The sequence below is a fragment of the Nonomuraea typhae genome (assembly GCF_009760925.1).
Classification (GTDB): domain Bacteria; phylum Actinomycetota; class Actinomycetes; order Streptosporangiales; family Streptosporangiaceae; genus Nonomuraea; species Nonomuraea typhae.
In genome coordinates this window covers 20,549-40,667 of record NZ_VRLV01000020.1, presented here as the reverse complement: position 1 = coordinate 40,667, position 20,119 = coordinate 20,549, and the positions used below count along the sequence as shown (strand labels likewise).

The 20,119-nt window shown below is 73.2% G+C and carries 20 protein-coding genes; 13 read left to right on the top strand and 7 right to left on the bottom strand.

Annotated elements, in window-relative coordinates:
• Position 1: 1 nt before the first annotated feature.
• The 3 genes from FVE25_RS47270 to yczE all read right to left on the bottom strand — a co-directional run bounded on the left by FVE25_RS47270 (position 2) and on the right by yczE (position 1,732).
• On the bottom strand, positions 2-235 hold the full coding sequence (locus FVE25_RS47270) for a hypothetical protein (RefSeq protein ID WP_157254096.1): 234 nt from the start codon (positions 233-235) through the stop codon (positions 2-4).
• 61 nt (positions 236-296) lie between these two features.
• Positions 297-1,154 carry an LLM class flavin-dependent oxidoreductase gene (locus FVE25_RS47265; protein WP_157254095.1) on the bottom strand — a complete coding sequence of 286 codons (858 nt, stop codon included), beginning with the start codon at positions 1,152-1,154 and terminating at the stop codon, positions 297-299.
• Positions 1,136-1,732: a membrane protein YczE gene (gene yczE, locus FVE25_RS47260; RefSeq protein WP_219825970.1), complete on the bottom strand. Its 597-nt coding sequence runs from the start codon at positions 1,730-1,732 to the stop codon at positions 1,136-1,138. Before yczE ends, FVE25_RS47265 begins: the two co-directional genes overlap by 19 nt.
• A 50-nt stretch (positions 1,733-1,782) precedes the next feature.
• On the opposite strand from yczE, the gene FVE25_RS47255 reads away from it, so the two are divergent.
• A complete protein-coding gene (locus FVE25_RS47255) occupies positions 1,783-2,277 on the top strand; it encodes a MarR family winged helix-turn-helix transcriptional regulator (protein ID WP_157254094.1) in 495 nt (164 codons plus the stop codon).
• Between the two features lie 241 nt (positions 2,278-2,518).
• On the opposite strand, the gene FVE25_RS47250 is transcribed toward FVE25_RS47255, so the two are convergent.
• Positions 2,519-4,198 carry a serine/threonine-protein kinase gene (locus tag FVE25_RS47250; protein ID WP_246268607.1) on the bottom strand — a complete coding sequence of 560 codons (1,680 nt, stop codon included), beginning with the start codon at positions 4,196-4,198 and terminating at the stop codon, positions 2,519-2,521.
• Positions 4,199-4,325: 127 nt separating this feature from the next.
• Here FVE25_RS47250 and FVE25_RS47245 point away from each other — a divergent pair, with 127 nt between their 5' ends.
• Positions 4,326-4,688, top strand: coding sequence for a nuclear transport factor 2 family protein (locus FVE25_RS47245; RefSeq protein WP_157254092.1), 363 nt, complete (start codon positions 4,326-4,328; stop codon positions 4,686-4,688).
• 61 nt (positions 4,689-4,749) lie between these two features.
• On the opposite strand, the gene FVE25_RS54125 is transcribed toward FVE25_RS47245, so the two are convergent.
• Positions 4,750-5,562: an AAA family ATPase gene (locus tag FVE25_RS54125; RefSeq protein WP_181019941.1), complete on the bottom strand. Its 813-nt coding sequence runs from the start codon at positions 5,560-5,562 to the stop codon at positions 4,750-4,752.
• Between the two features lie 154 nt (positions 5,563-5,716).
• On the opposite strand from FVE25_RS54125, the gene FVE25_RS56645 reads away from it, so the two are divergent.
• The 11 genes from FVE25_RS56645 to FVE25_RS56640 all read left to right on the top strand — a co-directional run bounded on the left by FVE25_RS56645 (position 5,717) and on the right by FVE25_RS56640 (position 18,795).
• Positions 5,717-8,020 (top strand): ATP-binding protein, encoded by a 2,304-nt coding sequence (locus FVE25_RS56645; RefSeq protein WP_181019940.1) that lies wholly within the window; start codon positions 5,717-5,719, stop codon positions 8,018-8,020.
• Positions 8,021-8,121: 101 nt separating this feature from the next.
• Complete coding sequence (locus FVE25_RS47230; RefSeq protein WP_219825969.1) at positions 8,122-8,496, top strand: hypothetical protein; 375 nt, start codon at positions 8,122-8,124, stop codon at positions 8,494-8,496.
• A 91-nt stretch (positions 8,497-8,587) separates the two neighbouring features.
• Positions 8,588-9,697, top strand: a complete 1,110-nt coding sequence (locus tag FVE25_RS47225; protein ID WP_157254088.1) for an epoxide hydrolase family protein — start codon at positions 8,588-8,590, stop codon at positions 9,695-9,697.
• A 211-nt stretch (positions 9,698-9,908) separates the two neighbouring features.
• Positions 9,909-11,642: an ABC transporter ATP-binding protein gene (locus tag FVE25_RS47220; protein ID WP_157254087.1), complete on the top strand. Its 1,734-nt coding sequence runs from the start codon at positions 9,909-9,911 to the stop codon at positions 11,640-11,642.
• Positions 11,642-13,375 (top strand): ABC transporter ATP-binding protein, encoded by a 1,734-nt coding sequence (locus tag FVE25_RS47215; protein WP_157254086.1) that lies wholly within the window; start codon positions 11,642-11,644, stop codon positions 13,373-13,375. The genes FVE25_RS47220 and FVE25_RS47215 overlap by 1 nt, the downstream gene beginning before the upstream one ends.
• 82 nt (positions 13,376-13,457) lie before the next feature.
• Positions 13,458-14,378: an ABC transporter ATP-binding protein gene (locus tag FVE25_RS47210; RefSeq protein ID WP_157254085.1), complete on the top strand. Its 921-nt coding sequence runs from the start codon at positions 13,458-13,460 to the stop codon at positions 14,376-14,378.
• A 38-nt stretch (positions 14,379-14,416) separates the two neighbouring features.
• Positions 14,417-15,169, top strand: a complete 753-nt coding sequence (locus FVE25_RS47205) for an ABC transporter permease (protein ID WP_157254084.1) — start codon at positions 14,417-14,419, stop codon at positions 15,167-15,169.
• A gap of 26 nt (positions 15,170-15,195) precedes the next feature.
• On the top strand, positions 15,196-16,434 hold the full coding sequence (locus FVE25_RS47200; protein ID WP_157254083.1) for a sensor histidine kinase: 1,239 nt from the start codon (positions 15,196-15,198) through the stop codon (positions 16,432-16,434).
• Positions 16,431-17,060, top strand: coding sequence for a response regulator transcription factor (locus FVE25_RS47195; protein ID WP_157254082.1), 630 nt, complete (start codon positions 16,431-16,433; stop codon positions 17,058-17,060). The genes FVE25_RS47200 and FVE25_RS47195 overlap by 4 nt, the downstream gene beginning before the upstream one ends.
• A 30-nt stretch (positions 17,061-17,090) precedes the next feature.
• Positions 17,091-17,720, top strand: coding sequence for a YigZ family protein (locus tag FVE25_RS47190; protein WP_157254081.1), 630 nt, complete (start codon positions 17,091-17,093; stop codon positions 17,718-17,720).
• A gap of 61 nt (positions 17,721-17,781) precedes the next feature.
• Positions 17,782-18,795: a DUF4037 domain-containing protein gene (locus FVE25_RS56640; RefSeq protein ID WP_281367978.1), complete on the top strand. Its 1,014-nt coding sequence runs from the start codon at positions 17,782-17,784 to the stop codon at positions 18,793-18,795.
• A gap of 40 nt (positions 18,796-18,835) precedes the next feature.
• Here FVE25_RS56640 and FVE25_RS47180 read toward each other — a convergent pair whose 3' ends face one another.
• Positions 18,836-19,279, bottom strand: a complete 444-nt coding sequence (locus FVE25_RS47180; protein ID WP_157254079.1) for a GyrI-like domain-containing protein — start codon at positions 19,277-19,279, stop codon at positions 18,836-18,838.
• Entirely contained in the window at positions 19,276-20,073 is a 798-nt protein-coding gene (locus tag FVE25_RS56635; RefSeq protein ID WP_281367977.1) for a MerR family transcriptional regulator, read from the bottom strand. The genes FVE25_RS47180 and FVE25_RS56635 overlap by 4 nt, the downstream gene beginning before the upstream one ends.
• Positions 20,074-20,119 lie beyond the last annotated feature (46 nt).

Sequence of the window (20,119 nt, the reverse complement as noted above, 5' to 3'; positions counted from 1 at the left end):
CTCACTCGTGGGGCAGGAAGCGGTCCAGGCGGGAGGTCGGCAGGTCGGAGCCCCACAGGAGCTCGCGATGAACGGCCTGCTCGGAGTCGCCGTGGTCCTCGACGGGTTCCGGCGGCTCCGGGGCGGCCTGCGCCTCGGCCAGGCGGGCGGCGTCGGCCTGCTCTTCGGGCTCCACGGCGCCCTGGGCCTCCGAGGAGGCGCGCGTGGCGCCGGCCTGGTCTGGTGTGTGGCTCATACCGGTCACGGTAGGCGGCGCCCGGCCAGGGGCGGCCCAACGGGCGTCAAAGAAGTGCCGGTCAGCGCAGGGCGGGCAGCACCTCCAGGGCCAGGCGTTCGATCTGCTCGGCCGTGCCGGGGCCGGTGGGCAGGAGGTTGATCGCCGTGAACCCCATGCGGCCGAAGGACAGCAGCGTGTCGGCGAGGAAGGCGGGCGAGCCGGCCAGGGTGGAGGCGTCGGGCTCGGCTCCCGCCTCGACGCGGATGGCGACGTTGTAGGCGCAGGTGATCTCCTCGGGCGCCCGGCCGGCCTCGGCGGCGGCCTTCATGACCTGCTCGCGCATGAGCTTGACCTTCGCGGGGCCGGCGAAGGAGTAGGACGGGATCCAGCCGTCGGCCAGCCGGCCGGTGACGGCCAGCGCGCGGGGGCCGAAGGTGCCGAGCCAGATGGGGATGCGGCGTTCGGGCTTGGGTTCCAGCAGGGCCGCGCGGGTGCGGTGGTGGCGGCCCTCGAAGGTGAAGGCGGGCTCGCTCCACAGGCCGCGGGTGATCTGGACGGCCTCGGCCAGGCCGTCCACCTTCTCCGCGGCGGTGGGGACGGCCAGGCCGTACGCGTGGAACTCCTCGTCGGAGTAGCCGCCGCCGAGACCCAGGATGAGCCGGCCGCCGGACAGGCGGTCGAAGGTCTCCGCCATTTTGGCGACCATGGCGACGTTGCGGTACGGCACGCCGAGGACCCGGGTGGCGACCTTGATGCGGGTGGTGGCCGCGGCGATCCAGGACAGCATCGTCCAGGTCTCGTAGCCGGGGTGCCCGGTGGCGGGGTGGTCGGAGGCCGAGACGAAGTCGAAGCCCAGCGCCTCGGCCTGGCGTGCGGTGGCCACCGGGTCGGCGTCGTGGGCGGCCGAGGTGGAGATGTTCAGGCCTGCTTGCAGCATGGGGTGACCTCCAGTTTGGGGATGAAGTAGTGGGCGAGGGGGCCGATGGCCAGGGCGTAGAGCAGGGTGCCGACGCCGACGGCGCCGCCGAGCAGGAATCCGGCGGCCAGGACGACGACCTCGATGCCGGTGCGCATGACGCGGATGGAGTGGCCGCGGGCGGCCAGGCCGGTCATGAGGCCGTCGCGGGGGCCGGGGCCGAGGCCGGCGCCGATGTACAGGCCGGTGGCCACGCCGTTGGCGAGGATGCCGGTGAGCAGATAGGCGATGCGCAGGGGCAGGCCGTGGGCGTCGGGCAGCAGCCAGAGGGCGCCGTCGACGGCCAGGCCGACGGCGACGACGTTGCTGACGGTGCCCAGGCCGGGCTTCTGCCGCAGGGGGATCCACAGCAGCAGGACCGCGACGGCGGTGAGGTTGACGACCAGGCCGAGGGGCAGGCCGGTGCGCTGGGCCAGGCCCTGGTGCAGGACGTCCCAGGGCGACAGGCCGAGGCCGGCTTTCACCATGAGCGCGATGCTCGCCCCGAACAGGGCTAAGCCGAGATACAGGCTGACCAGCCGCAGAGCGAAGGTTGACATGACAACAACCGTAGGTCGAAAGATGATGACATGTCAACTACAATGGGGTCATGACGGACGAGGCGCGGTGGCTCGACCCCGCCGAGGACCGGGCCTGGCGCGGGTTCCGGCGCATGTTCCTGCTGCTCACCCGGGAGGTGAACCGGGATCTGGCCCAGGAGTCCGGGCTGTCGGAGCCCGACTACGACGTGCTGTCCAACCTGTCGGAGGCGCCCGGGTCCCGGGTGCGGCTGACGGAGCTGGCGGCGCACATGAAGTGGTCGAAGAGCCGGTTGTCCCACCACCTGACCCGGATGCAGCAGCGGGGGCTGGTGGGGCGGGAGGAGCACCCGTCCGACGGGCGCGGGGCGGTGATCGTGCTGACTGAGCAGGGCCTGAACACCATCCGGGAGGCGGCGCCCGGGCACGTGGAGTCGGTGCGGCGCCACTTCATCGACCTGCTCACGCCCGAGCAGATCGCGGCCTTCGGGGAGATCTCCTGGACCGTGGTCGACCGGCTCAACGCCGCCGAGTCGGCGGCGGAGCGGCCGGGTGCGGCGGGATGACCGGGTGCGGCGGGATGACCGGGTGCGGCGGAGTGACCTGGCGTGCTGGAGTGACCTGGTGTGCTGGAGTGACCGGCCGCGCCCCCTCTGCGCGGCCGGTCCGAGGTGCAAGATCGCGGGCCGCGGGAGGCCACGAGCCGTGATCGCGTCATCACGCATCCCACCGGGTCTGGCGGGTCACGTCAATAGCTGGGTGCGCGTATGAGGCGACGGAAAGTGATATTTCCTGATGCGTACGGGGTCAGCGCTGCCAGACCGTGAGGTCGAGCGTGAGGTACCTGGCCGGGTCCTCGGCGCTGCCGGTCACCTTGACCAGGCCGATCGTGGATTGGGTGAACACGCACACCAGGCGGCCCTTGGCGGTGCCGACCTCGATGGAGTCGGTGTAGCGGGTGTTGTCCACGCACGCCCGGTGGGTGCCGGGCTGGCCGGGGTCGAGCAGCGCCATGCTCTCGGCGCACAGGCCCAGGGAGCAGTAGGTGAGGTCCTGCTCGTCGCCCTGCTTGGGGTGCATCGGGTCGTCGGTGAAGCTGACGGAGTAGGACCGGGTGAGGTCGATGCCCTTGTAGGAGCCGAGCTGGGTGCCCGAGGGCTTGGTGCCCACGGCCGAGCCGTCGCCGTCCGTGGTGGAGGGGGTCTCCCCCGAGGACGTTTCCCCGGAGGGCGTTTGCCCGGAGGGCGGAGCGGTGGCGGGGGGTGTGACGGCTTGGGCGGCGGGCTGGGTCTGGGTGACGGTGACCGTGGGGCCCGGCGCGGCCCCTTGCCCGCCGCCGCCGGCCGGTGACTGCATGAGCATCGCCGTGGCGGTGGCGGCCGCGACGGCCGTGACCGCCACCGCGGTGGCCGTGGTGACGAGCAGCGCCTTCAGGCGGACCCGGCGCGGCTCGCGCAGGGGCGGCGGGCTGGGCGGGGAGGAGTAGGCGGGCAGCGCCTGACCCACGCCGGGCGGCAACCAGGCTCCGGGGGCGGGGGGATGGGCGGCGCCTCCCGGGCCGCCGTGTCCGCTCGGGTTGCTGGGCGCCGCCGTCTCGCCCGGTCCGCTCGCGCCGATGGGCCAGGTGCCGGAGGGGTGCCCGTCCGGCCTGGTGGGAGCAAGGCCGGGGGTGCGGGCGTACGGCTGCAGCCGGGTGACCAGGTCGCGGGGCGTGGGCCGGTGGGCGGGGTCCTTGGCCAGGCAGTGGGCGATCAGGTCGCGCAGCTCGGCCGGGACGCCGTCCAGCTGGGGTTCGTCGTGGACGACGCGGTAGAGGACGCCCGCGTCGGGGCCCTCGCCGAAGGGGGTGCGGCCGGTGACGGCGAAGCACAGCAGCCCGCCGAGCGCGAAGACGTCCGCGGCCGGGGTGGTGAGGTGGCCGAGCGCCTGCTCGGGCGCCATGAAGACGGGTGTGCCGACCCGGACGCCCGTTCCGGTCAGCGGCGTGGCGTCGACGGCCTTGGCGATGCCGAAGTCGATGACGCGCGGCCCGTCGGCGGCCAGCAGCACGTTGGAGGGTTTGAGGTCGCGGTGGATGACCCCGGCGGCGTGGATGGCCTGCAGCGCCTCGGCCGCCCCGCAGGCCAGGGTGAGGGCGGTGCCGGCCGGCAGCGGCCCGTGGGCGGCGACGGCCTTGTCGAGCGAGGGGCCGGGGACGTAGGCGGTGGCCAGCCAGGGGCGTTGCGCGCCGGTGTCGGCGTCGATGACGGGGGCGGTGTAGAGGCTGTGCACCCGCTGGACGGCGGCGACCTCCTGCTGGAAGCGGCGGCGGAACTCGGCGTTGCCCGCGTATTCGGTGTGCACGACCTTCACCGCCAGCAGGCGGCCGCTGCGGGTGGCGGCGAGGTAGACCTGGCCCATGCCGCCCGCGCCGAGCCGGGCGACCAGGCGGTAGCCGCCGATGTCGGCGGGGTCGCCGGGCGCGAGGGAGGCGAAGGGGGAGGTCACGTCTGCGGATCTTACTGCCGGTGCTGACCTCCGGCCAGATAAATCTACAATGTAAAGGCGTTCGGCGGGCACACCTGAGTGCTCTAACGTGACAAAGCACGCATAACTCAACCAAGGAGTGGCAGAAGTGGCACGCGACGCCGTCTGGGCGGTCATCACCGGCATGTACGACGCCTACACCCGAGGCGACCGGGAGGGCATCGACCGGCGCCTCCATCCGGACGCCACGATCTTCGACTCCGCGCACCCCGATCTCATCACCACCCGCGAGCAGCTCAACAAGGTGCGCGACGCCCGTCCCGAGGAGGGCCGGGTCACGCTGAGCGCCTACGACGAGGTCGTGGACGTGTGGGGTGAGACGGCCCTGGCCCGGTACGTGCTGCGGGTCGCCTTCGCCTCGGGGGCGGCGGAGATCGTGCGCACGACCTCGGTCCTGCGCCTCGTGGACGGAGAATGGCTCATCGTGCACGTGCACGAGAACAGCCTCTGAGCCGCGGGCTTCCCGGGTGCACGCCGCCGGCCGTACCGCGGAGGAGGTGTGCACCTGAGATCTACTTCGTAAAGGCGCGCAGGTGGAAGGGCATCCGGTACCACTTCGCGTCGGCCGCGGCCGAGTCGACGACGAGGATGGAGCGCTCCACGAGGCGGGCGACGGCCTCGGAGACGGCGGCGGGGCGGTAGCCGTTCAGCGCGCGCTCGGCCTCCTCCAGGCCGAAGGGGGTCTCGAAGGCGGCCAGCCGGGACCAGGCGTAGACGTCCGGCGGCCGGCACAGGCGGTGGCTCCATTCGGCGGCCGCGCGCATGCTGGCGTGGCGGGCCGGGTGCCCGGGGCCGGCGGCCAGGGTGTGGAAGGCGCCGTTGTCGAGGAGTTCGGCGAGTTTGGCGGAGTCCAGCAGGTGCTCGGCGGCGATCTCGATGGCCAGGGGGATGCCGTCGAGGCGGGCCAGGACGCCGGGGTCGGCGTGCAGGCCGCCGGAGCGCTCGTGGAACAGGGCGGCGGCGTGGCGGGCGTCCAGCGGGGCGGCGGTGGTGACGTGTTCGCCGGGGATGCCGAGCACCTCGCGGCCGGTGACCAGGATGCGCAGGGCGGGGAAGCGGTCCAGCAGGCGCTGGGCGAGTTCGGCGCAGTGGTCGACGACGTGGTCGCAGGTGTCGAGCAGGAGCAGGCGGGGCGGGGTGCGTTCCGGCCAGGTCGCGGGGCCGGACAGGTCGAGCAGGTGGGCGTCGGGGTCGCAGGCCAGGGCGACGGCGCGGGCCAGGGCGGTCTTGCCTATGCCGCCGGGCCCGGTGACGGTGACGAGGCGCCGGTGGCGCAGGAGCGACAGGAGGGTGTGGTGCTGGTGTTCACGCCCGATGAGGGTCACAGGGTCGAGTGTTGTGGACGGGGTGGCGGCGGCGCCTCGGGCGGGGCTACCTATCCGCGTACCTAACTCGGGCCGGATCTTCGTAGGTATACCCCCTTACGAATTGTCATCTGGCGCGTACGCTGAGGCAGTCGAGGTGGATCCGGGAGGGTCGATGGCATCGGCGGTGGATGTGCGGCGCGGTGGGCTTCCGGTGCAGGTGACCGGGTTCGTGGGGCGTTCGCGGGAGCTGGCGGTGGTGGCGCGGCTGCTGGAGGAGGCGCGGCTGGTCTCGCTGGTGGGGCCGGGTGGCGTCGGCAAGACGCGGATCGCGTTACAGGCGGCCGGTGAGGCGCGTGCGCGTTTCGCCGACGGGGTGTGCCTGGTGGAGTTGTCGGCGCTGGAGGATGCGGGGCTGCTGGCGCACACGGTGTCGGCGGCGCTGGGGTTGCCGGGGCAGGATTCGCGGCCGGCGCTGGAGCATCTGGTGGAGTGCCTGGGCGGGCGGCAGGTGCTGATCGTGCTGGACACGTGTGAGCATCTGGTCGAGGCGTGCGCGATGCTGGCCGAGGTGCTGCTGCGGGAGGCGCCGGCGGTGTCGATTCTGGCCACGACGCGTCAGCCGCTGGATGTGGCGGGTGAGCACACGCTGGCGATCGCGCCGATGCCGGTGCAGGAGCTGGGTTCGGGTGAGGACGCGGTGGCGTTGTTCGCGCAGCGGGCGGCGGCGGTGGTGCCGGGGTTCGCGGTCGGTGCGGACAATCATGCGGCGGTGGCGGCGTTGTGCCGCCGGCTGGACGGGATTCCGCTGGCGATCGAGCTGGCGACGGTGCGGTTGCGGGCGATTCCGCTGGAGGGGCTGCTGGCGCGGCTGGAGGATCGGTTTAGTTTGCTGACGGCGCGGCGCAGCACGCTGCCGCGGCATCAGACGCTGCGGACCACGATCACGTGGAGTCATGATCTGTGCACGGCCGAGGAGCGGTTGTTGTGGGCGCGGTTGTCGGTGTTTTCCGGGTCGTTCGATCTGGTGGCGGCCGAGGCGGTGTGCCAGGACGAGCTGCTGCCGGCGGGGCGGATCATCGAGTATCTGGTGGGGCTGGTGGACAAGTCGGTGCTGTTGCGTCAGGAGGGGCGCCTGGATCGGTATCGGCTGCTGGACACGTTGCGGGGGTTCGGGGCCGAGCAGCTGGTGCTGCTGGGTGAGGAGGAGCGGGTACGGCGCCGCCATATGGGCTATTTCCGGTCTTTGGCGGCGCGGTTCCGGGAGCGGGCGTTCAGCGGGGAGCAGCTGGAGCTGTATCAGGAGCTGGATCGGGAGCGGGCGAATGTGCGTTCGGCGCTGGAGTTCGCGTTGTCGGTGGCGGGCGGGGAGCGGGAGGCGTTGCGGTTCGCGGTGTCGTTGTGGCCGTACTGGTTGTGCGGGGCGCGGCTGGCCGAGGGGCGGGTGTGGCTGGAGCGGGCGCTGAGGCTGGCGCAGGAGCGGGTGCTGGGGCCGTTGCCGGAGCGGGCGGAGGGGCTGGGGCATCTGGGGTTCTTCGCGTTGCAGCAGGGGGCGCAGCATGTGGCGTTGCCGTGGATCGAGGAGTCGCTGGAGCTGGCGGTGGAGCTGGAGGATGAGCGGCTGAGGGCGCTGGCGATCCAGCATCTGGCGGTGCATCGGCTGCTGAGCGGGCGGCCGGATGAGGGGTTTCCGCTGTTCGATGAGGCGTGTGCGCGGCTGACGGCGCTGGGTGACCGTGCGGGGCTGGCGATCGCGCTGATGGAGAAGACGGCGTTGTTCGCGTTGTCGGGGGACGGGCGGACGGCTCTGGCGGTGTCGGGGGAGGTGCTGGAGCTGCTGGGTGAGGGGTCGCAGGAGTGCTGGGTTCAGGGGTATGTGCTGTTTTTGCGGGCGCTGGCGCGCTGGACGCTGGGGGATCTGGCGGGGTCGGTGCGGGAGGCGCGGCGGGCGGTGCGGATGAAGTTCGCGCTGGGGGATCTGCTGGCGGTGGCCGATTGCCTGGAGTTGCTGGCGTGGCAGGCGGCCGAGCAGGAGCGGATGGTGCGGGCGTGCTGGTTGCTGGGGGCGGCCGATCGGGTGTGGCAGCAGTTCGCGGCGCCGCTGGCGGGGGCGCCGTTGCTGCTGCGCCATCATGATCGGGCGATTGCGCTGGTGGGGCGGAGTCTGGGTCCTGAGCGGTATGCGGCGATCTTCCGGCAGGGGTCGGGGCTGGCGCTGGGGGATGCGGTGGAGCTGGCGGAGCTGGATGTGGACGCGATTCCGGTGCAGGCGCCGCGGCGGGCGGCGATGGAGTTGCTGTCGCCTCGGGAGCGTGAGGTGGCGGGGCTGGTGGAGGAGGGGCTGACGAATCGGGAGATCGCCGAGCGGCTGGTGATTTCGAAGCGGACGGCGGATGCGCACATCGAGCACATCCTGGCGAAGCTGGGGGTGTCGTCGCGGGTGGAGATCGCGGAGCTGGTGGCGGCGGGCAGCGGGTGAGGTGTGCGGCGGCTGGGCGGGGTGGTGGCGGGCTACGATCGGCGCATCGGGCGTCTTCCGGAGGTGTGGGGATGGATGTCGCGGCGGTGGCGGGTGAGGTCATGCCGTATGTGAGTGCGGCGGTGGGTGCGTACGGCGCGGCCGTTCTGGCCAAGACGCAGGAGGCGGCGGCGCAGTCGACGGTGGGGCTGGGGACGCGGATTCTGCAGCGGCTGTTCGGGCGGGGTGATGCGGCCTCGCAGGCGGCGATCGGGGAGCTGGCCGAGCATCCGGGGGATGCGGATTACGTGGCCGCGTTGCGGCTGGTGATTCGCCGGGCGCTGGAGGCGGAGCCGGCGCTGGCGGCGGAGATCCGGGCGATGTTGCCGGTGGGGCCGTCGGTGTCGGCGTCGGGTGCGCGGTCGGTGGCGGTGGGCGGGAGCAACAGCGGGCTGATCATCACGGGTGACGACGCCCGGGTGGAGTATCCGCGGTAGGGGTCTCGGGTGTGGTGGGTTCTTGTTGTTGCGCCCTCCGAACCGTATGTTGTACGGTACAGCGTACCGATAGTTTCTGGAGGTTGACGTCTTGACCCTCATCCGGCCCTTCACCCTCGCCGTCCCCGACGGCGACCTCGACGACCTGCGCCGCCGCCTGGAGCACGTGCGCTGGCCCGAGGAGGTGCCCGGCCAGGGCTGGCGGCTCGGCGTGCCGCTGGCCTACCTGAAGGACCTGGCCGCGCACTGGCGCACCGGCTACGACTGGCGTGCGGCCGAAGCCGAGATCAACGCCCATCCGCAGTTCACCACCGAGATCGACGGCCAGAACGTGCACTTCCTGCACGTGCGCTCGCCCCGCCCCGGCGCGCTGCCGCTGCTGATCACCCACGGCTGGCCCAGCTCGCCGGTGGAGTACCTCGGCGTCATCGGGGAACTCAGCCGCGACTTCCACCTGGTCATCCCCTCGCTGCCCGGCTACGGGCTGTCGGGGCCGACGCGGGAGATGGGCTGGGGCGCCACCCGCATCGCCCGGGCGTGGCTGGAGCTGATGACCCGCCTGGGCTATGAGCGTTTCGGCGTGCAGGGCGGCGACTGGGGCACGTGGATCTCCCGCGAGACCGGCGTCCTGGCGCCCGAGCGGGTGGCGGGCATGCACGGCAACGGGATGATCTGCTTCCCGCTGGGCCTGCCCGGCGAGCTGGACGGCCTGAGCGAGACCGAGCTCGAGCGCATGGCCTTCCGCGAGGCATACCAGCACGAGCAATACGGCTACAAGCTCATCCAGTCCACCCGCCCGCAGACCTTCGCCTACGGCATGGCCGACTCCCCGATCGCGCTGCTGGCCTGGTTCGCCGGCGTCTTTCACGAATGGAGCCAGGATCCGATCGACCGCGACCGGCTGCTGACGACCACGATGCTGTACTGGCTGACCAACACCGCGGGCTCGGCGGCCCGCTCGTTCGTCGAGACACCCGACACCGAGCAGGACACCAGCGTGGAGTGGGAGCTGAAGCCCGCCACGGTGCCGACCGCGATCTCGGTCTTCCCGCACGACATCCTGCGCCCGATCCGCCGATTCGCCGAGCGCGACAACAACGTCGTGGCCTGGATCGAGCACGAGCGCGGCGGCACGTTCGCCGCGCTGGAGCGCCCCGGTGAGTACGTCGCCGACGTACGGGAGTTCTTCACCGGCCTGTAGGAGGGCAGGCCCGGGGGCGTCACTACTCCCGGTGTCGTAGCGCGGCCGGTCGCTGATGCCGGTGGATGCCTTCCCCGGTGCGACGTGCCCGAGCTGGGGCCCGAGCACAATTGCCGGGCATGAGGACCACAGTCAGCACCGCCGCGGAGATCCGGGCCGGTGCACGCCTGAGCGCAGACGGCGCGGGCCCGGCGCCGCACGCGGCCGGCCGATGAGCACGAGCGTGGGAGGGCTGCTGCGCCCCCATCTCTGGAGTTTCGCCGCCGTGGTGATCTTGCAGGTGGCCGGCGCCCTGGCGGGCCTGGCGCCGCTGCTGGCGGTCGTCGAGCTGGGCCGTACGCTGCTGTCGCCCGGCCCGGCCGAGGCCGCGCACGTGTGGAGCGTGGTGGCCGTGGGCGCGGCCGGGATGCTGGCGCGGCTGCTGCTGAGCGGCGCCTCGGCCGCGATCGGGCACCTGACCGACACCGGGGTGCAGCTGGCGCTGCGCCGGCGGCTGGCGGCGAGCCTGGGGCGGGCGCCGATCGGCTGGTTCTCCCGCCGCCGCACCGGCGAGCTGGCCAAGGTGGCGGGCGAGGACGTCAGCGCCCTGCACCCCTTCATCGCCCACACCCCCGGCGAGCTCGTCTCCGCCTTCGTGGTGCCGCTGGCCTCGCTGATCTACCTGTTCGCCGTCGACTGGCGGCTGACCCTGATCACGCTCATCCCGGTGGCGCTGGCGCTGGCGCTGATCCCCCTGCTGATGACCCCCTCGCGCACCCGCGCGCAGGAGAACTTCGACGCGGCCATGGGACGCATCGCCGACTCCGTCGTGGAGTTCGTCCAGGGGATCGCGGTGGTGAAGGTGTTCGGCGGATCCGAGCGCGCCCACCGCAGATTCCTCACCGCGGTCGACGACTTCGTCACCGTCTTCTTCCGGTGGGTGCGCGGCGTGTCCGGCATCGCCGCCGGGATGCAGCTGGCGCTGTCGCCGCCGTTCGTGCTGCTGGTGGTGCTGATCGGCGGCACCGCCCTGATCGCCGGCGGCGGCCTGGCGCCGGCCGACCTGCTGCCGTTCCTGCTGCTGGGCCTGGGCCTGACCGCTCCGGTGGCGGCGCTGGGCCACGGCTTCGACGAGGCGCAGGCCGCCGGGCGGGCGCTGGGCCGCATCCGCGAGGTGCTCGCCGTGCGCCCCCTGCCCGAGCCCGCGCACCCGCGCCCGCCGCGCGGGCACCGGGTGGAGCTGCGGGGCGTGCACTTCGGCTACAAGCCCGGACAGGAGGTGCTGCGCGGCATCGACCTGGTGCTGGAGCCCGGTACGGTCACCGCGCTCGTCGGCGCCTCGGGCAGCGGCAAGTCCACGCTGGTGCGCCTGCTGCCGCGCTTTTTCGACCCCGTCCGCGGCTCGATCCTGCTGGGTGGCGTCGATCTGCGCGAGCTGGGCGGCCGGGAGCTGCATCGGATGGTGTCGTTCGTCTTTCAGGACGTGCGGCTGCTGCGCGCCTCGGTCGCCGACAACATCGCGCTGGCCGTACCGCACGCCGGACGCGAGCAGGTGGTGCGCGCGGCCCGGCTGGCCAACGTCCACGAGCGCATCCTTCAGCTGCCGCGCGGCTACGACAGCGTGATCGGCGAGGACGCCGGGCTGTCGGGCGGCGAGGCGCAGCGGATCGCGATCGCCCGCGCGCTGCTGGCCGACACGCCCGTGCTGGTGCTGGACGAGGCCACCTCCTTCGCCGACCCCGAAAGCGAGCTGGCGGTGCGCCAGGCGCTGGCGGCGCTGGGCGGCGACCGCAGCGTCCTGGTCATCGCCCATCGCCTGGAGACGGTCGCGGCCGCCGACACCGTCGTGATGCTGGACAACGGAACGATCATCGAGCGTGGCAGCCCCGCCGAGCTGCTGGCGCGCAACGGGCCCTTCGCCTCCTTCTGGCGGGCCCACCGGACGGCGAGCCGAGAGGGGCTGTGATGATCGGCATGCTGCTGCGCGTGCTGGGCCGCGACTACGCCCGGCCGATGCGCCGCACCCTGGCGCTGATGACGGCGGCCGCGGTCGCCGAGGGCCTGCTGTATGCGCTGCTGGTGCCCGTGCTGCGGGAGCTGTTCGCCGGCCGGCCGGCCGCGGCGCTGCCGTGGCTGGCGGCCTTCGGGGCCGGGTTCGCGGTGTACGGGGTGCTGCGCTTCCTCAGCGACCGCAACGGCTTTCGCGTCGGGTCGGCGATGCTGCGCGGGATGTATCACCGGCTCGGCGACCATCTGGCCCGCCTGCCCATCGGCTGGTACACCGCCGGCCGCGTCGGGGAGGTGTCGGTGATGGCCGGCCGCGGCCTGCTGGCGGCGATGAGCGTGGTGGCGCACCTGCTGGCGCCGTTCATCTCCGCCTCGGTGACGCCGCTGACGATCGCCGCGGTGATGCTCGCCTACCACTGGCAGCTGGGGCTGGCCGCGCTGGCGGCCGCGCCGGTGGTGGCGGCGGTCCAGCTGTGGACGGCCCGCTCGATGGCCGCGCACGACGCCGAGCGCCACGAACGCGACCACGAGGCCGGCGCGCGGGTCGTGGAATACCTGCAGGCCCAGCCGGTGCTGCGGGCCGGTGGCCGCGGCGCGGAACGCTTCGGGCTGCTCGACGACGCGCTGCGGGGCGTGGCGCGCGTCTCGCGCCGGCTGACGCTGTCGGTGCTGCCCGGCGCGGTCGGGCTGACGCTCACCGTGCAGGCGGTCTTCACCGCGGTGCTCGTCCTGGGCGCCGCCCTGGCGCTCGGCGCGAGCATCGGGGCGGCGGAGCTGCTGACGATCCTGGTGCTGGCCGCGCGCTGCGCCGACCCGCTGCTGTCGCTGACCGACCTGGGCGGCAAGCTGCGCGGCGCGCGCTCGGAGCTGGCCAGGCTCGATGCGGTGCTGGCCACCGAGCCGCTGCCGGAGGCCGCCGCGCCGATCCGGCCGCGCCACCACGGCGTGGCCTTCGAGTCGGTCACCTTCGGCCACGGCCGGCGCACGGTGCTCGACGGGGTGACGCTGGAGGTGGCGCAGGGGCGGCGGCTGGCCGTGGTCGGGCCCTCGGGCGCGGGCAAGAGCACCCTGCTGCAGCTGCTGGCGCGCTTTTACGACGTGGACGCCGGAGCGGTGCGCGTGGGCGGCGCGGACGTGCGCGCGATCGCCACCGAGGAGCTGATGGCCCGCATCGCCGTCGTCTTCCAGGACGTCTACCTGTTCGACGGCACGATCGAGGACAACGTACGGCTCGGCCGTCCCGGCGCCACCGTGGCCGAGGTGCGCGCGGCCGCGAGCGCGGCCCGGCTGGACGAGGTCGTCGAGCGCCTGCCCGGCGGCTGGTCGGCGCATGTCGGCGAGGGCGGGGCGCTGCTGTCGGGCGGCGAGCGCCAGCGGGTGTCGATCGCGCGGGCGCTGCTGAAGGACGCGCCCATCGTGCTGCTGGACGAGGTGACCTCCGCGCTGGACCCGGTCAGCGAGGCGGCCGTGCACGAGGGCATCGAGCGGCTGCTGGCCGGGCGCACGGTGGTGATGGTGGCTCACCGGCTGCGGACCGTGCGGCGCGCCGATCACATCGTCTTCCTCGACGGCGGCCGGATCGCCGAGCAGGGCAGCCACGAGGAGCTGCTGCGCCTGGGCGGCCGCTACGCCGCCTACTGGAAGCTGTCGGCGGCGGCCCTGGAGGGAGCCGGCACTCCACCGATCGGCTGATCGGGCGGGCCCACCGTCCGGCGGCCGGGTCCCGTCCGCCGGCCGATGGTGGCGGGCGGGCCGGCCGTAGCAGGGTTGAGGCATGCCAGCAGTGATCGAGGTGCGCAACCTCCACAAGCGTTACGACGACAAGATCGCGGTCGACGACGTGTCGCTGACCGTCCAGGAGGGCGAGATCTTCGGGATCCTCGGCCCCAACGGCGCCGGCAAGACGACGACCGTGGAATGCATCGAAGGGCTGCGGGCGCCGGATCGCGGTGAGATCTCGGTGCTCGGGCTCGACCCGCGCCGCGACCGCGCCGAGCTGACCCGGCGCCTGGGCGTGCAGCTGCAGGCCGGGCAGCTGCCCGATCGGCTGCAGGTGGCCGAGGCGCTGGAGCTGTACAGCTCCTTCTACCCCCGCCCGGCCGACTGGCGGGCCCTGATGGAGGGGCTCGGCCTGGCCGGCAAGGCCAAGACCCGCTTCGCCAAGCTGTCGGGCGGGCAGAAGCAGCGGCTGTCGATCGCGCTGGCGCTGGTCGGCGGCCCGCGGGTGGCCATCCTGGACGAGCTGACCACCGGCCTGGACCCGCAGGCGCGGCGCGACACCTGGGAGCTGATCGAGCAGGTGCGCTCGCGCGGGGTGACGATCGTGCTGGTCACCCACTTCATGGAGGAGGCCGAGCGGCTGTGTGACCGGCTGGCGCTGATCGACGCCGGCCGGGTCCTTCTGGTGGACACCCCGGCCGGGCTGGCCCAGCGGGCGAAAGCCGGCCAGCGCATCCAGTTCCGGCCCTCGCGGCCGCTGGATGAGGCGCTGCTGCGCGGCCTGCCCGAGGTCTCCGGCGTCACCCGCGCGGGGGAGCTGGTCGTCGTCACCGGCAACGCCGACGCGCTCGGCGCCGTCACCGCAGTGCTGGCCCGCAATCAGATCGTGGCCGAACGGCTGCGGGTGGAGCAGGCGAGCCTGGAGGACGCCTTCGTCGAGCTGACCGGCCGGCGGTTCCCGGCCGACTCCCAGTAGCTGTCGCAGTAGATGCAGGAGATAAGGAGACGCTTGTCATGTCTGTTGTGGATTCCGCGACCTGGCGGCTGATCAGGACCGAGACCACGCTGTCGATCCGGGACAAGGTCGCGCCCATCTGGGGGGTGGGCTGCCCGCTGCTGGTGCTCGTCATCCTGGGGGCCGTGCCGGCGCTGAAGGAGCCCCTGCCGGGGGCGGGCGGCCTGACGGCCTTCGACGTGTACGTGCCGGTCATGGTGTTGTTCGCGCTGGCGATCGTGGCCCTGACGGCGCTGCCGGCGACGCTGGCCGGTTACCGGGAGAACGGCGTGCTGCGGCGCATGCAGAGCACGCCGGTCGGACCGGCCCGGGTACTGGCCGCCCAGCTGGTGGCCAACCTCGCCGTCGCGGCGGTGGCGATGGTGCTGTTCCTGGTGGTGGCCAGGGTCGGTTTCGGCGTCGAGCTGCCTCGCAATCCGGCCGCGTTCGCGCTGGCCTGGCTGCTGGCGGCCGCCGCGCTGCTGTCGATCGGGCTGCTGGTCACCGCGCTGGCGCCCGGGCGCGGCCCGGCCTCGGCGATCGGCACGATGCTGTTCTTCCCGCTGATGTTCTTCGCCGGGCTGTGGGTGCCGATCGCGAACATGCCGCCGCTGCTGCAGGACATCAGCCGCTACACCCCGCTCGGCGCGGGCATGCGGGCCTTCCAGGACGCCTACCTGGGCGCGTTCCCGGCCGCGGCGCCGCTGGCGATCCTGGCCGCCTACGCCGGCGGGTGCGCGCTGGCCGCGGTGCGCTGGTTTCGCTGGCAATAGACTCGCAGCCGGCGGAAGGGGGCATCGTGAGCGCGACGGGGTCGGGAGAGCCGCTGCCGTTCCTGCTGGTGACGGCCGTGCCGTACACGCTGCTGGCCGGGCTGGCCGGCTACCTGGTGTTCGGCAGGAGCGCGCCGGGTGCGGTGCTGCTGGTCGATCTGGGGTTGTGCGCGCTGGCGGCGGCGTGGATGCTGCTGATGTTCACGCTGCGGCCCGCCTGGCACGACCGGCCGCTGATCATGGGGGTGTTCTTCGCCGGGCTGCTGGCCGTCACCGCGGTCCTGGTGGTGCGCGAGCCGGCGTTCGGGCTGTTCACCCCCGCCCCCTACATCTACGCCTTCACCCTGCTGCGCTGGCCCTGGCAGCTGGCGGGGGTGGGCGCGGTGGCGGTGGTGGCGGGCACGGCGCAGGCCTCCGGCGTGGGCGTCACGACGGCCTCCGGGCTGGTGATCGCGGCGGTGATCGTGGCGGTCAACGTGGTCATGCTGGGCGCGACGGCGTGGTTCCTGCATCTGGCCGAGCAGGAGAAGGAGCGGCGGCTGCGGGCGCTTTCGGAGCTGAGCTCGGCCAACGCGCTGCTGGAGGCGACGCTGGCCGAGAACGCGGGCCTGCACGCCCAGCTGCTGGCCCAGGCCAGGGAGGCGGGGGTGCTGGATGAGCGCCAGCGGATGGCGCGCGAGATCCACGACACGCTGGCGCAGGGCTTCACCGGGATCATCGCGCAGTTGCAGGCGGCCGAGCAGATGCACGAGGTGCCGGGGCCGTGGCGGCGGCCCTTCGACGCGGTCACGAGGCTGGCCAGGGAGAGCCTGTCGGAGGCGCGGCGTTCGGTGGACGCGCTGCGGCCCGAGCCGCTGGAGGGGGCCGGGCTGAGCCAGGCGCTGGCCGGGGTGGCCGAGCGGTGGGCGAAGCTGCACGGGCTGGCGGTGCAGGTCACCACGACCGGGACGGTGCGGCCGATGGCGCCGGAGGCGGAGGTCGCGCTGCTGCGCACCGCCCAGGAGGCGCTGGCCAACGTGGCCAGGCACGCCGATGCCTCCCGGGCCGGGGTGACGCTGTCGTACCTGGAGCGGGAGGTCGCCCTGGACGTGCGTGACGACGGCGCCGGCTTCGACGTGGCGGCGCCCGGCGGCGGGTTCGGGCTGGCGATCATGCGCCAGCGGGTGGAGGGGCTGTCGGGGACGCTGCGGATCGAGTCCGAGCCGGGCGCCGGCACCGGGATCTCGGCCTGCATCCCCGCCGCGCCGGCCGGGGGCCGGGCATGATCCGGCTGCTGATCGCCGACGACCATCCCGTGGTCAGGGACGGGCTGAGCAGCATGTTCGCCTCCGCGCCCGGCTTCGAGGTGCTGGGCGAGGCCGCCGACGGCGCCGAGGTGGTACGGCTGGCGCAGAGGCTGGCGCCGGATGTGATCCTGATGGATCTGCGGATGCCGGGCATGGACGGGCTGAGCGCGATCACCGAGCTGGCCAGGCTGGGTGTCGGCGCGCGGGTGCTGGTGCTGACGACCTACGACACCGACAGCCACGTGCTGCCGGCGATCGAGGCGGGCGCGACCGGGTATCTGCTGAAGGACTCGCCGCGTGAGGAGCTGCTGCGGGGCGCGCGGGCGGCGGCCCGCGGGGAGAGCGTGCTGTCGCCGTCGGTGGCGGCGCGGCTGATGAACCGCGTCAGGACGCCGGCCCCGCAGCTGCTGAGCGGGCGCGAGATGGAGGTGCTGGAGCTGGTGGCGGCCGGCAACACCAACCGGGAGGCGGCCGCGCGGCTGTTCATCACCGAGGCCACCGTCAAGTCGCACCTGCTGAGCATCTACGCCAAGCTCGGGGTGAACGACCGAGCCGCGGCGGTGACCGAGGCATTCCATCGGGGGCTGCTGATCCCTCGCATTTGATCTACTTTGTAAAGCCGATAGCCTGGGAAAATGGCTCAGCCGTACCTCACCCTCAACACCCTCATCCAGCACGAGAACGAGGTGCGGCGCTCGCGCTTCATCTGCGCCATCGCGCCGGCGGCAGAGGTGGCGCAGGCGCAGGAGTTCATCGCCGCGCGGCGCGCCCTGCACCCCTCGGCCAGCCACAACTGCAGCGCCTATGTGATCGGGCAGCGGGTGCAGAAGGGCGACGACGACGGCGAGCCCGGCGGCACGGCCGGGACGCCGATGCTGCAGGCGCTGGCCGGGCGCGGTTACAGCGACGTGGTCGCGGTGGTGACGCGGTATTTCGGCGGGGTGCTGCTCGGCGCCGGCGGGCTGGTGCGCGCCTACGGCTCGGCGGTGACCGAGACGCTGGATCGGGCCGAGCCGGTGCGGATGGTGCCGGCGCGGCTGGTTCGGGTGGGGGTGGCCCACGATCAGGCGGGGCGGGTGGAGAACGGCCTGCGGGCCTCGCGTTTCGCGGTGCGCGAGGTGGCCTATGGGGCGTCGGTGGAGTTCTCGGTGGCGGTGGGGGCCGGGCAGGTGGCGGAGTTCGAGGCGTGGGTGGCGGCGCTGACGGCGGGGCGGGCCGTGGTGGAGGCCGGGGCGGCGGTGCATGTGCCGGAAATATTGGGGTGAGCTTTGGGGGCGGGTCAGGCAGAGTTGACGAATGATGTCCGATTTTGTGCCTGGTCTTGAGTTGTCCCGTGCGTTTTACGCCGAGGTCGTGGCGGCGTTGGTGGGGCCGGTGCCGCACAGTGCGGCGTTGGTCGGCCCGGGTTCGGAGGTGCTGGCCTTCGACACCGAGCGGTCGGCCGATCATGATTTCGGGCCGCGGGTGCTGGTGTTCACGGCGGCCGCGGATGTGGCGGGGGTGCGGGCCGCGGTGGAGGCGGGGTTGCCGGGGAGTTTCGGCGGGTATCCGACGGTGTTCGCTTATCGGGGTACGGCACGGCCGGGGGTGGTGGTGTGTGAGCTGGGGGCGTGGCTGGAGGAGGTGCTGGGGTTCGATCCGCGGGGCGGGGTGGGGCTGCTGGATTGGCTGTCGGTGCCGTGGCAGCGGCTGGCGGAGGTGACGGGCGGGCAGGTGTTTCACGATGGGCTGGGGGAGCTGGCGGGGGTGCGGGAGGTGTTGCGCTGGTATCCGCGGGATGTGTGGCGGTATGTGCTGGCGTGTCAGTGGCTGCGGGTCGCGCAGGAGGAGGCGTTCGTCGGCCGGTGCGGTGAGGTGGGCGATGAGCTGGGGTCGGCGGTGGTGGGGGCGGGGCTGGCGCGTGAGGTGATGCGGCTGGCGTTGCTGCTGCGCAGGCGGTATCCGCCGTATGCCAAGTGGCTGGGCAGTGCGCTGGCGCGGCTGCCGGGGTCGGCGGAGCTGGTGCGTTCGCTGGAGATGGCGGTGGGGGCGCGGTCGTGGCGGGAGCGGGAGGCGGGGTTGTCGGCTGCCTACAGCCGGGTGGCGGCGGTGCAGAATCGGCTGGGGCTGGCCGAGGTGCTGGATGAGCGGGTGCGCGGGTTTCACGATCGGCCGTTCCTGGTGATCGGCGGGGATCGGTTCGCGGGGGCGCTGCTGGGGGCGGTGTCGGATCCGCAGGTGGCGGCGTTGCCGGTGGCGGGGTGTGTGGATCAGGTGTCGGGCGGGGCGGAGGTGGTGTGCCGTCCGGGGGTGGCGCGGGCGGTGACGGCGGCGGCGCTGGGTGGGGCTCGGGCGGCGTGAGGGGCGGGGGCCCGGGTTTCCTTTCGGGTGGCCGGGCCTTCTAGGGGTGCGGGGCGGGGCGGACGGGCTGGCGCAGGAGGGTGCGCGGGCTGGGGTCGTCGTGCGGGGTGAGGTAGATCTCGTGGTGCGGGCCGTTGGTGAGCAGGCGGTGTTCGCTCATGTAGGCGTCCATGAGGGCCAGGGTGCGGGGTTCGTCGCTGTAGGGGCCTTCGTGGAGCATTTCGAGGCAGTCGCCTTCGGTGATGGTGGCCAGCCGTACGCGGTCGACGGCGGCGGCCGTGGGGCGGGTGGTTTCGCGGGCGTGTTCGAGGGCGCCGGGCTGGGGTGCGGCGGGCAGGGTGAGCAGCAGGTGCCGGCGCCATTGGTCGCGGGGGACGGTCAGGGGCGGGCGGTCGTCTTCTGTCCGCCATTGGCCTTGGAGGGGGCCGTGGCCGGTGACGCTGAGGCAGGTGACGGGGCCGTGGGTGGTGCGGGCGGGGGTCATGGGTGTTCCTGTTCGATGGGGAGCATGAGGTGGGTGGTGAGCTGGTCGGGCGGGGTGGTGGCGGGGTCGGTGAGGTAGACCTCGCGGATGGGGCCGGTCAGGGGGTGGCCGCGTTCGGCGCACCAGGCGAGCAGGGCGTGGGTGGTCAGGGGGATCTGGTCGTAGGGGCCGATGTGGGTGGTGGCGGCGAAGGTGCCGCCGGGCAGGTGGGTGTCGAGGATGCCGGTGGCGGGGTCGGGGCGGGCGCCCGGGGGCAGGGTGAGGGTGGCGGTGATGGTGAAGGCGTCGTCGAGGTCGATGGGGAACAGGGCGATGAGTTCGGGTGGGCCGGGGGTGGTGAGGGTGGTGAGCAGGCGGTTGACGGCCGTGGTGGTGGCGCGGGGGATGTCGGCGGGGCCTTCGGTGTGCTCGCGGGTGAGGGCGACGTGGCGGGTGGGTTCGGTGCGCAGGTGGACGGGGGTGTGGGGCAGGCCGTCGTGGACGAGGCGGGTGAGGGAGGCCAGGGTGCGGCGGCGGCGGTCGAGTTCGGTTTCGAGGTGGCGGCGGGCCTGGTCGAGGGCGTCGGTGCTGCCGGCCAGGACGTCGGCGATGGCGGCCAGGGGCAGGTCGAGGGTGCGCAGCAGGCCGATGGTCAGGGCGTCGCGGGCCTGGGCGCGGCGGTAGTAGCGGTAGCCGGTGTCGGGGTCGACGTGGGCGGGGGTGAGCAGGCCGAGGTCGGCGTAGTGCCGGAGCTGTTTGACGCTCAGGCGGCTCAGGCGTGCGAACTGCCCGATCGGCAGCAGGTCTGCGTCCACGGGGTTCAGCATGGACTATCCCCTGGTGGGAGAGTCCAGGCGCGCT

Bases quoted from the DNA above. Each gene is read 5' to 3' on its own strand.
- FVE25_RS47215 (WP_157254086.1), top strand. From the start codon at position 11,642: ATGATCGGCATGCTGCTGCGCGTGCTGGGCCGCGACTACGCCCGGCCG.
- FVE25_RS47255 (WP_157254094.1), top strand. From the start codon at position 1,783: ATGACGGACGAGGCGCGGTGGCTCGACCCCGCCGAGGACCGGGCCTGG.
- FVE25_RS47270 (WP_157254096.1), bottom strand. From the start codon at position 235: ATGAGCCACACACCAGACCAGGCCGGCGCCACGCGCGCCTCCTCGGAG.
- FVE25_RS47190 (WP_157254081.1), top strand. From the start codon at position 17,091: ATGGCTCAGCCGTACCTCACCCTCAACACCCTCATCCAGCACGAGAAC.
- yczE (WP_219825970.1), bottom strand. From the start codon at position 1,732: ATGTCAACCTTCGCTCTGCGGCTGGTCAGCCTGTATCTCGGCTTAGCC.
- FVE25_RS56645 (WP_181019940.1), top strand. From the start codon at position 5,717: ATGGCATCGGCGGTGGATGTGCGGCGCGGTGGGCTTCCGGTGCAGGTG.
- FVE25_RS47205 (WP_157254084.1), top strand. From the start codon at position 14,417: ATGTCTGTTGTGGATTCCGCGACCTGGCGGCTGATCAGGACCGAGACC.
- FVE25_RS47195 (WP_157254082.1), top strand. From the start codon at position 16,431: ATGATCCGGCTGCTGATCGCCGACGACCATCCCGTGGTCAGGGACGGG.
- FVE25_RS47220 (WP_157254087.1), top strand. From the start codon at position 9,909: ATGAGCACGAGCGTGGGAGGGCTGCTGCGCCCCCATCTCTGGAGTTTC.
- FVE25_RS47265 (WP_157254095.1), bottom strand. From the start codon at position 1,154: ATGCTGCAAGCAGGCCTGAACATCTCCACCTCGGCCGCCCACGACGCC.
- FVE25_RS47230 (WP_219825969.1), top strand. From the start codon at position 8,122: ATGCCGTATGTGAGTGCGGCGGTGGGTGCGTACGGCGCGGCCGTTCTG.
- FVE25_RS47210 (WP_157254085.1), top strand. From the start codon at position 13,458: ATGCCAGCAGTGATCGAGGTGCGCAACCTCCACAAGCGTTACGACGAC.
- FVE25_RS47180 (WP_157254079.1), bottom strand. From the start codon at position 19,279: ATGACCCCCGCCCGCACCACCCACGGCCCCGTCACCTGCCTCAGCGTC.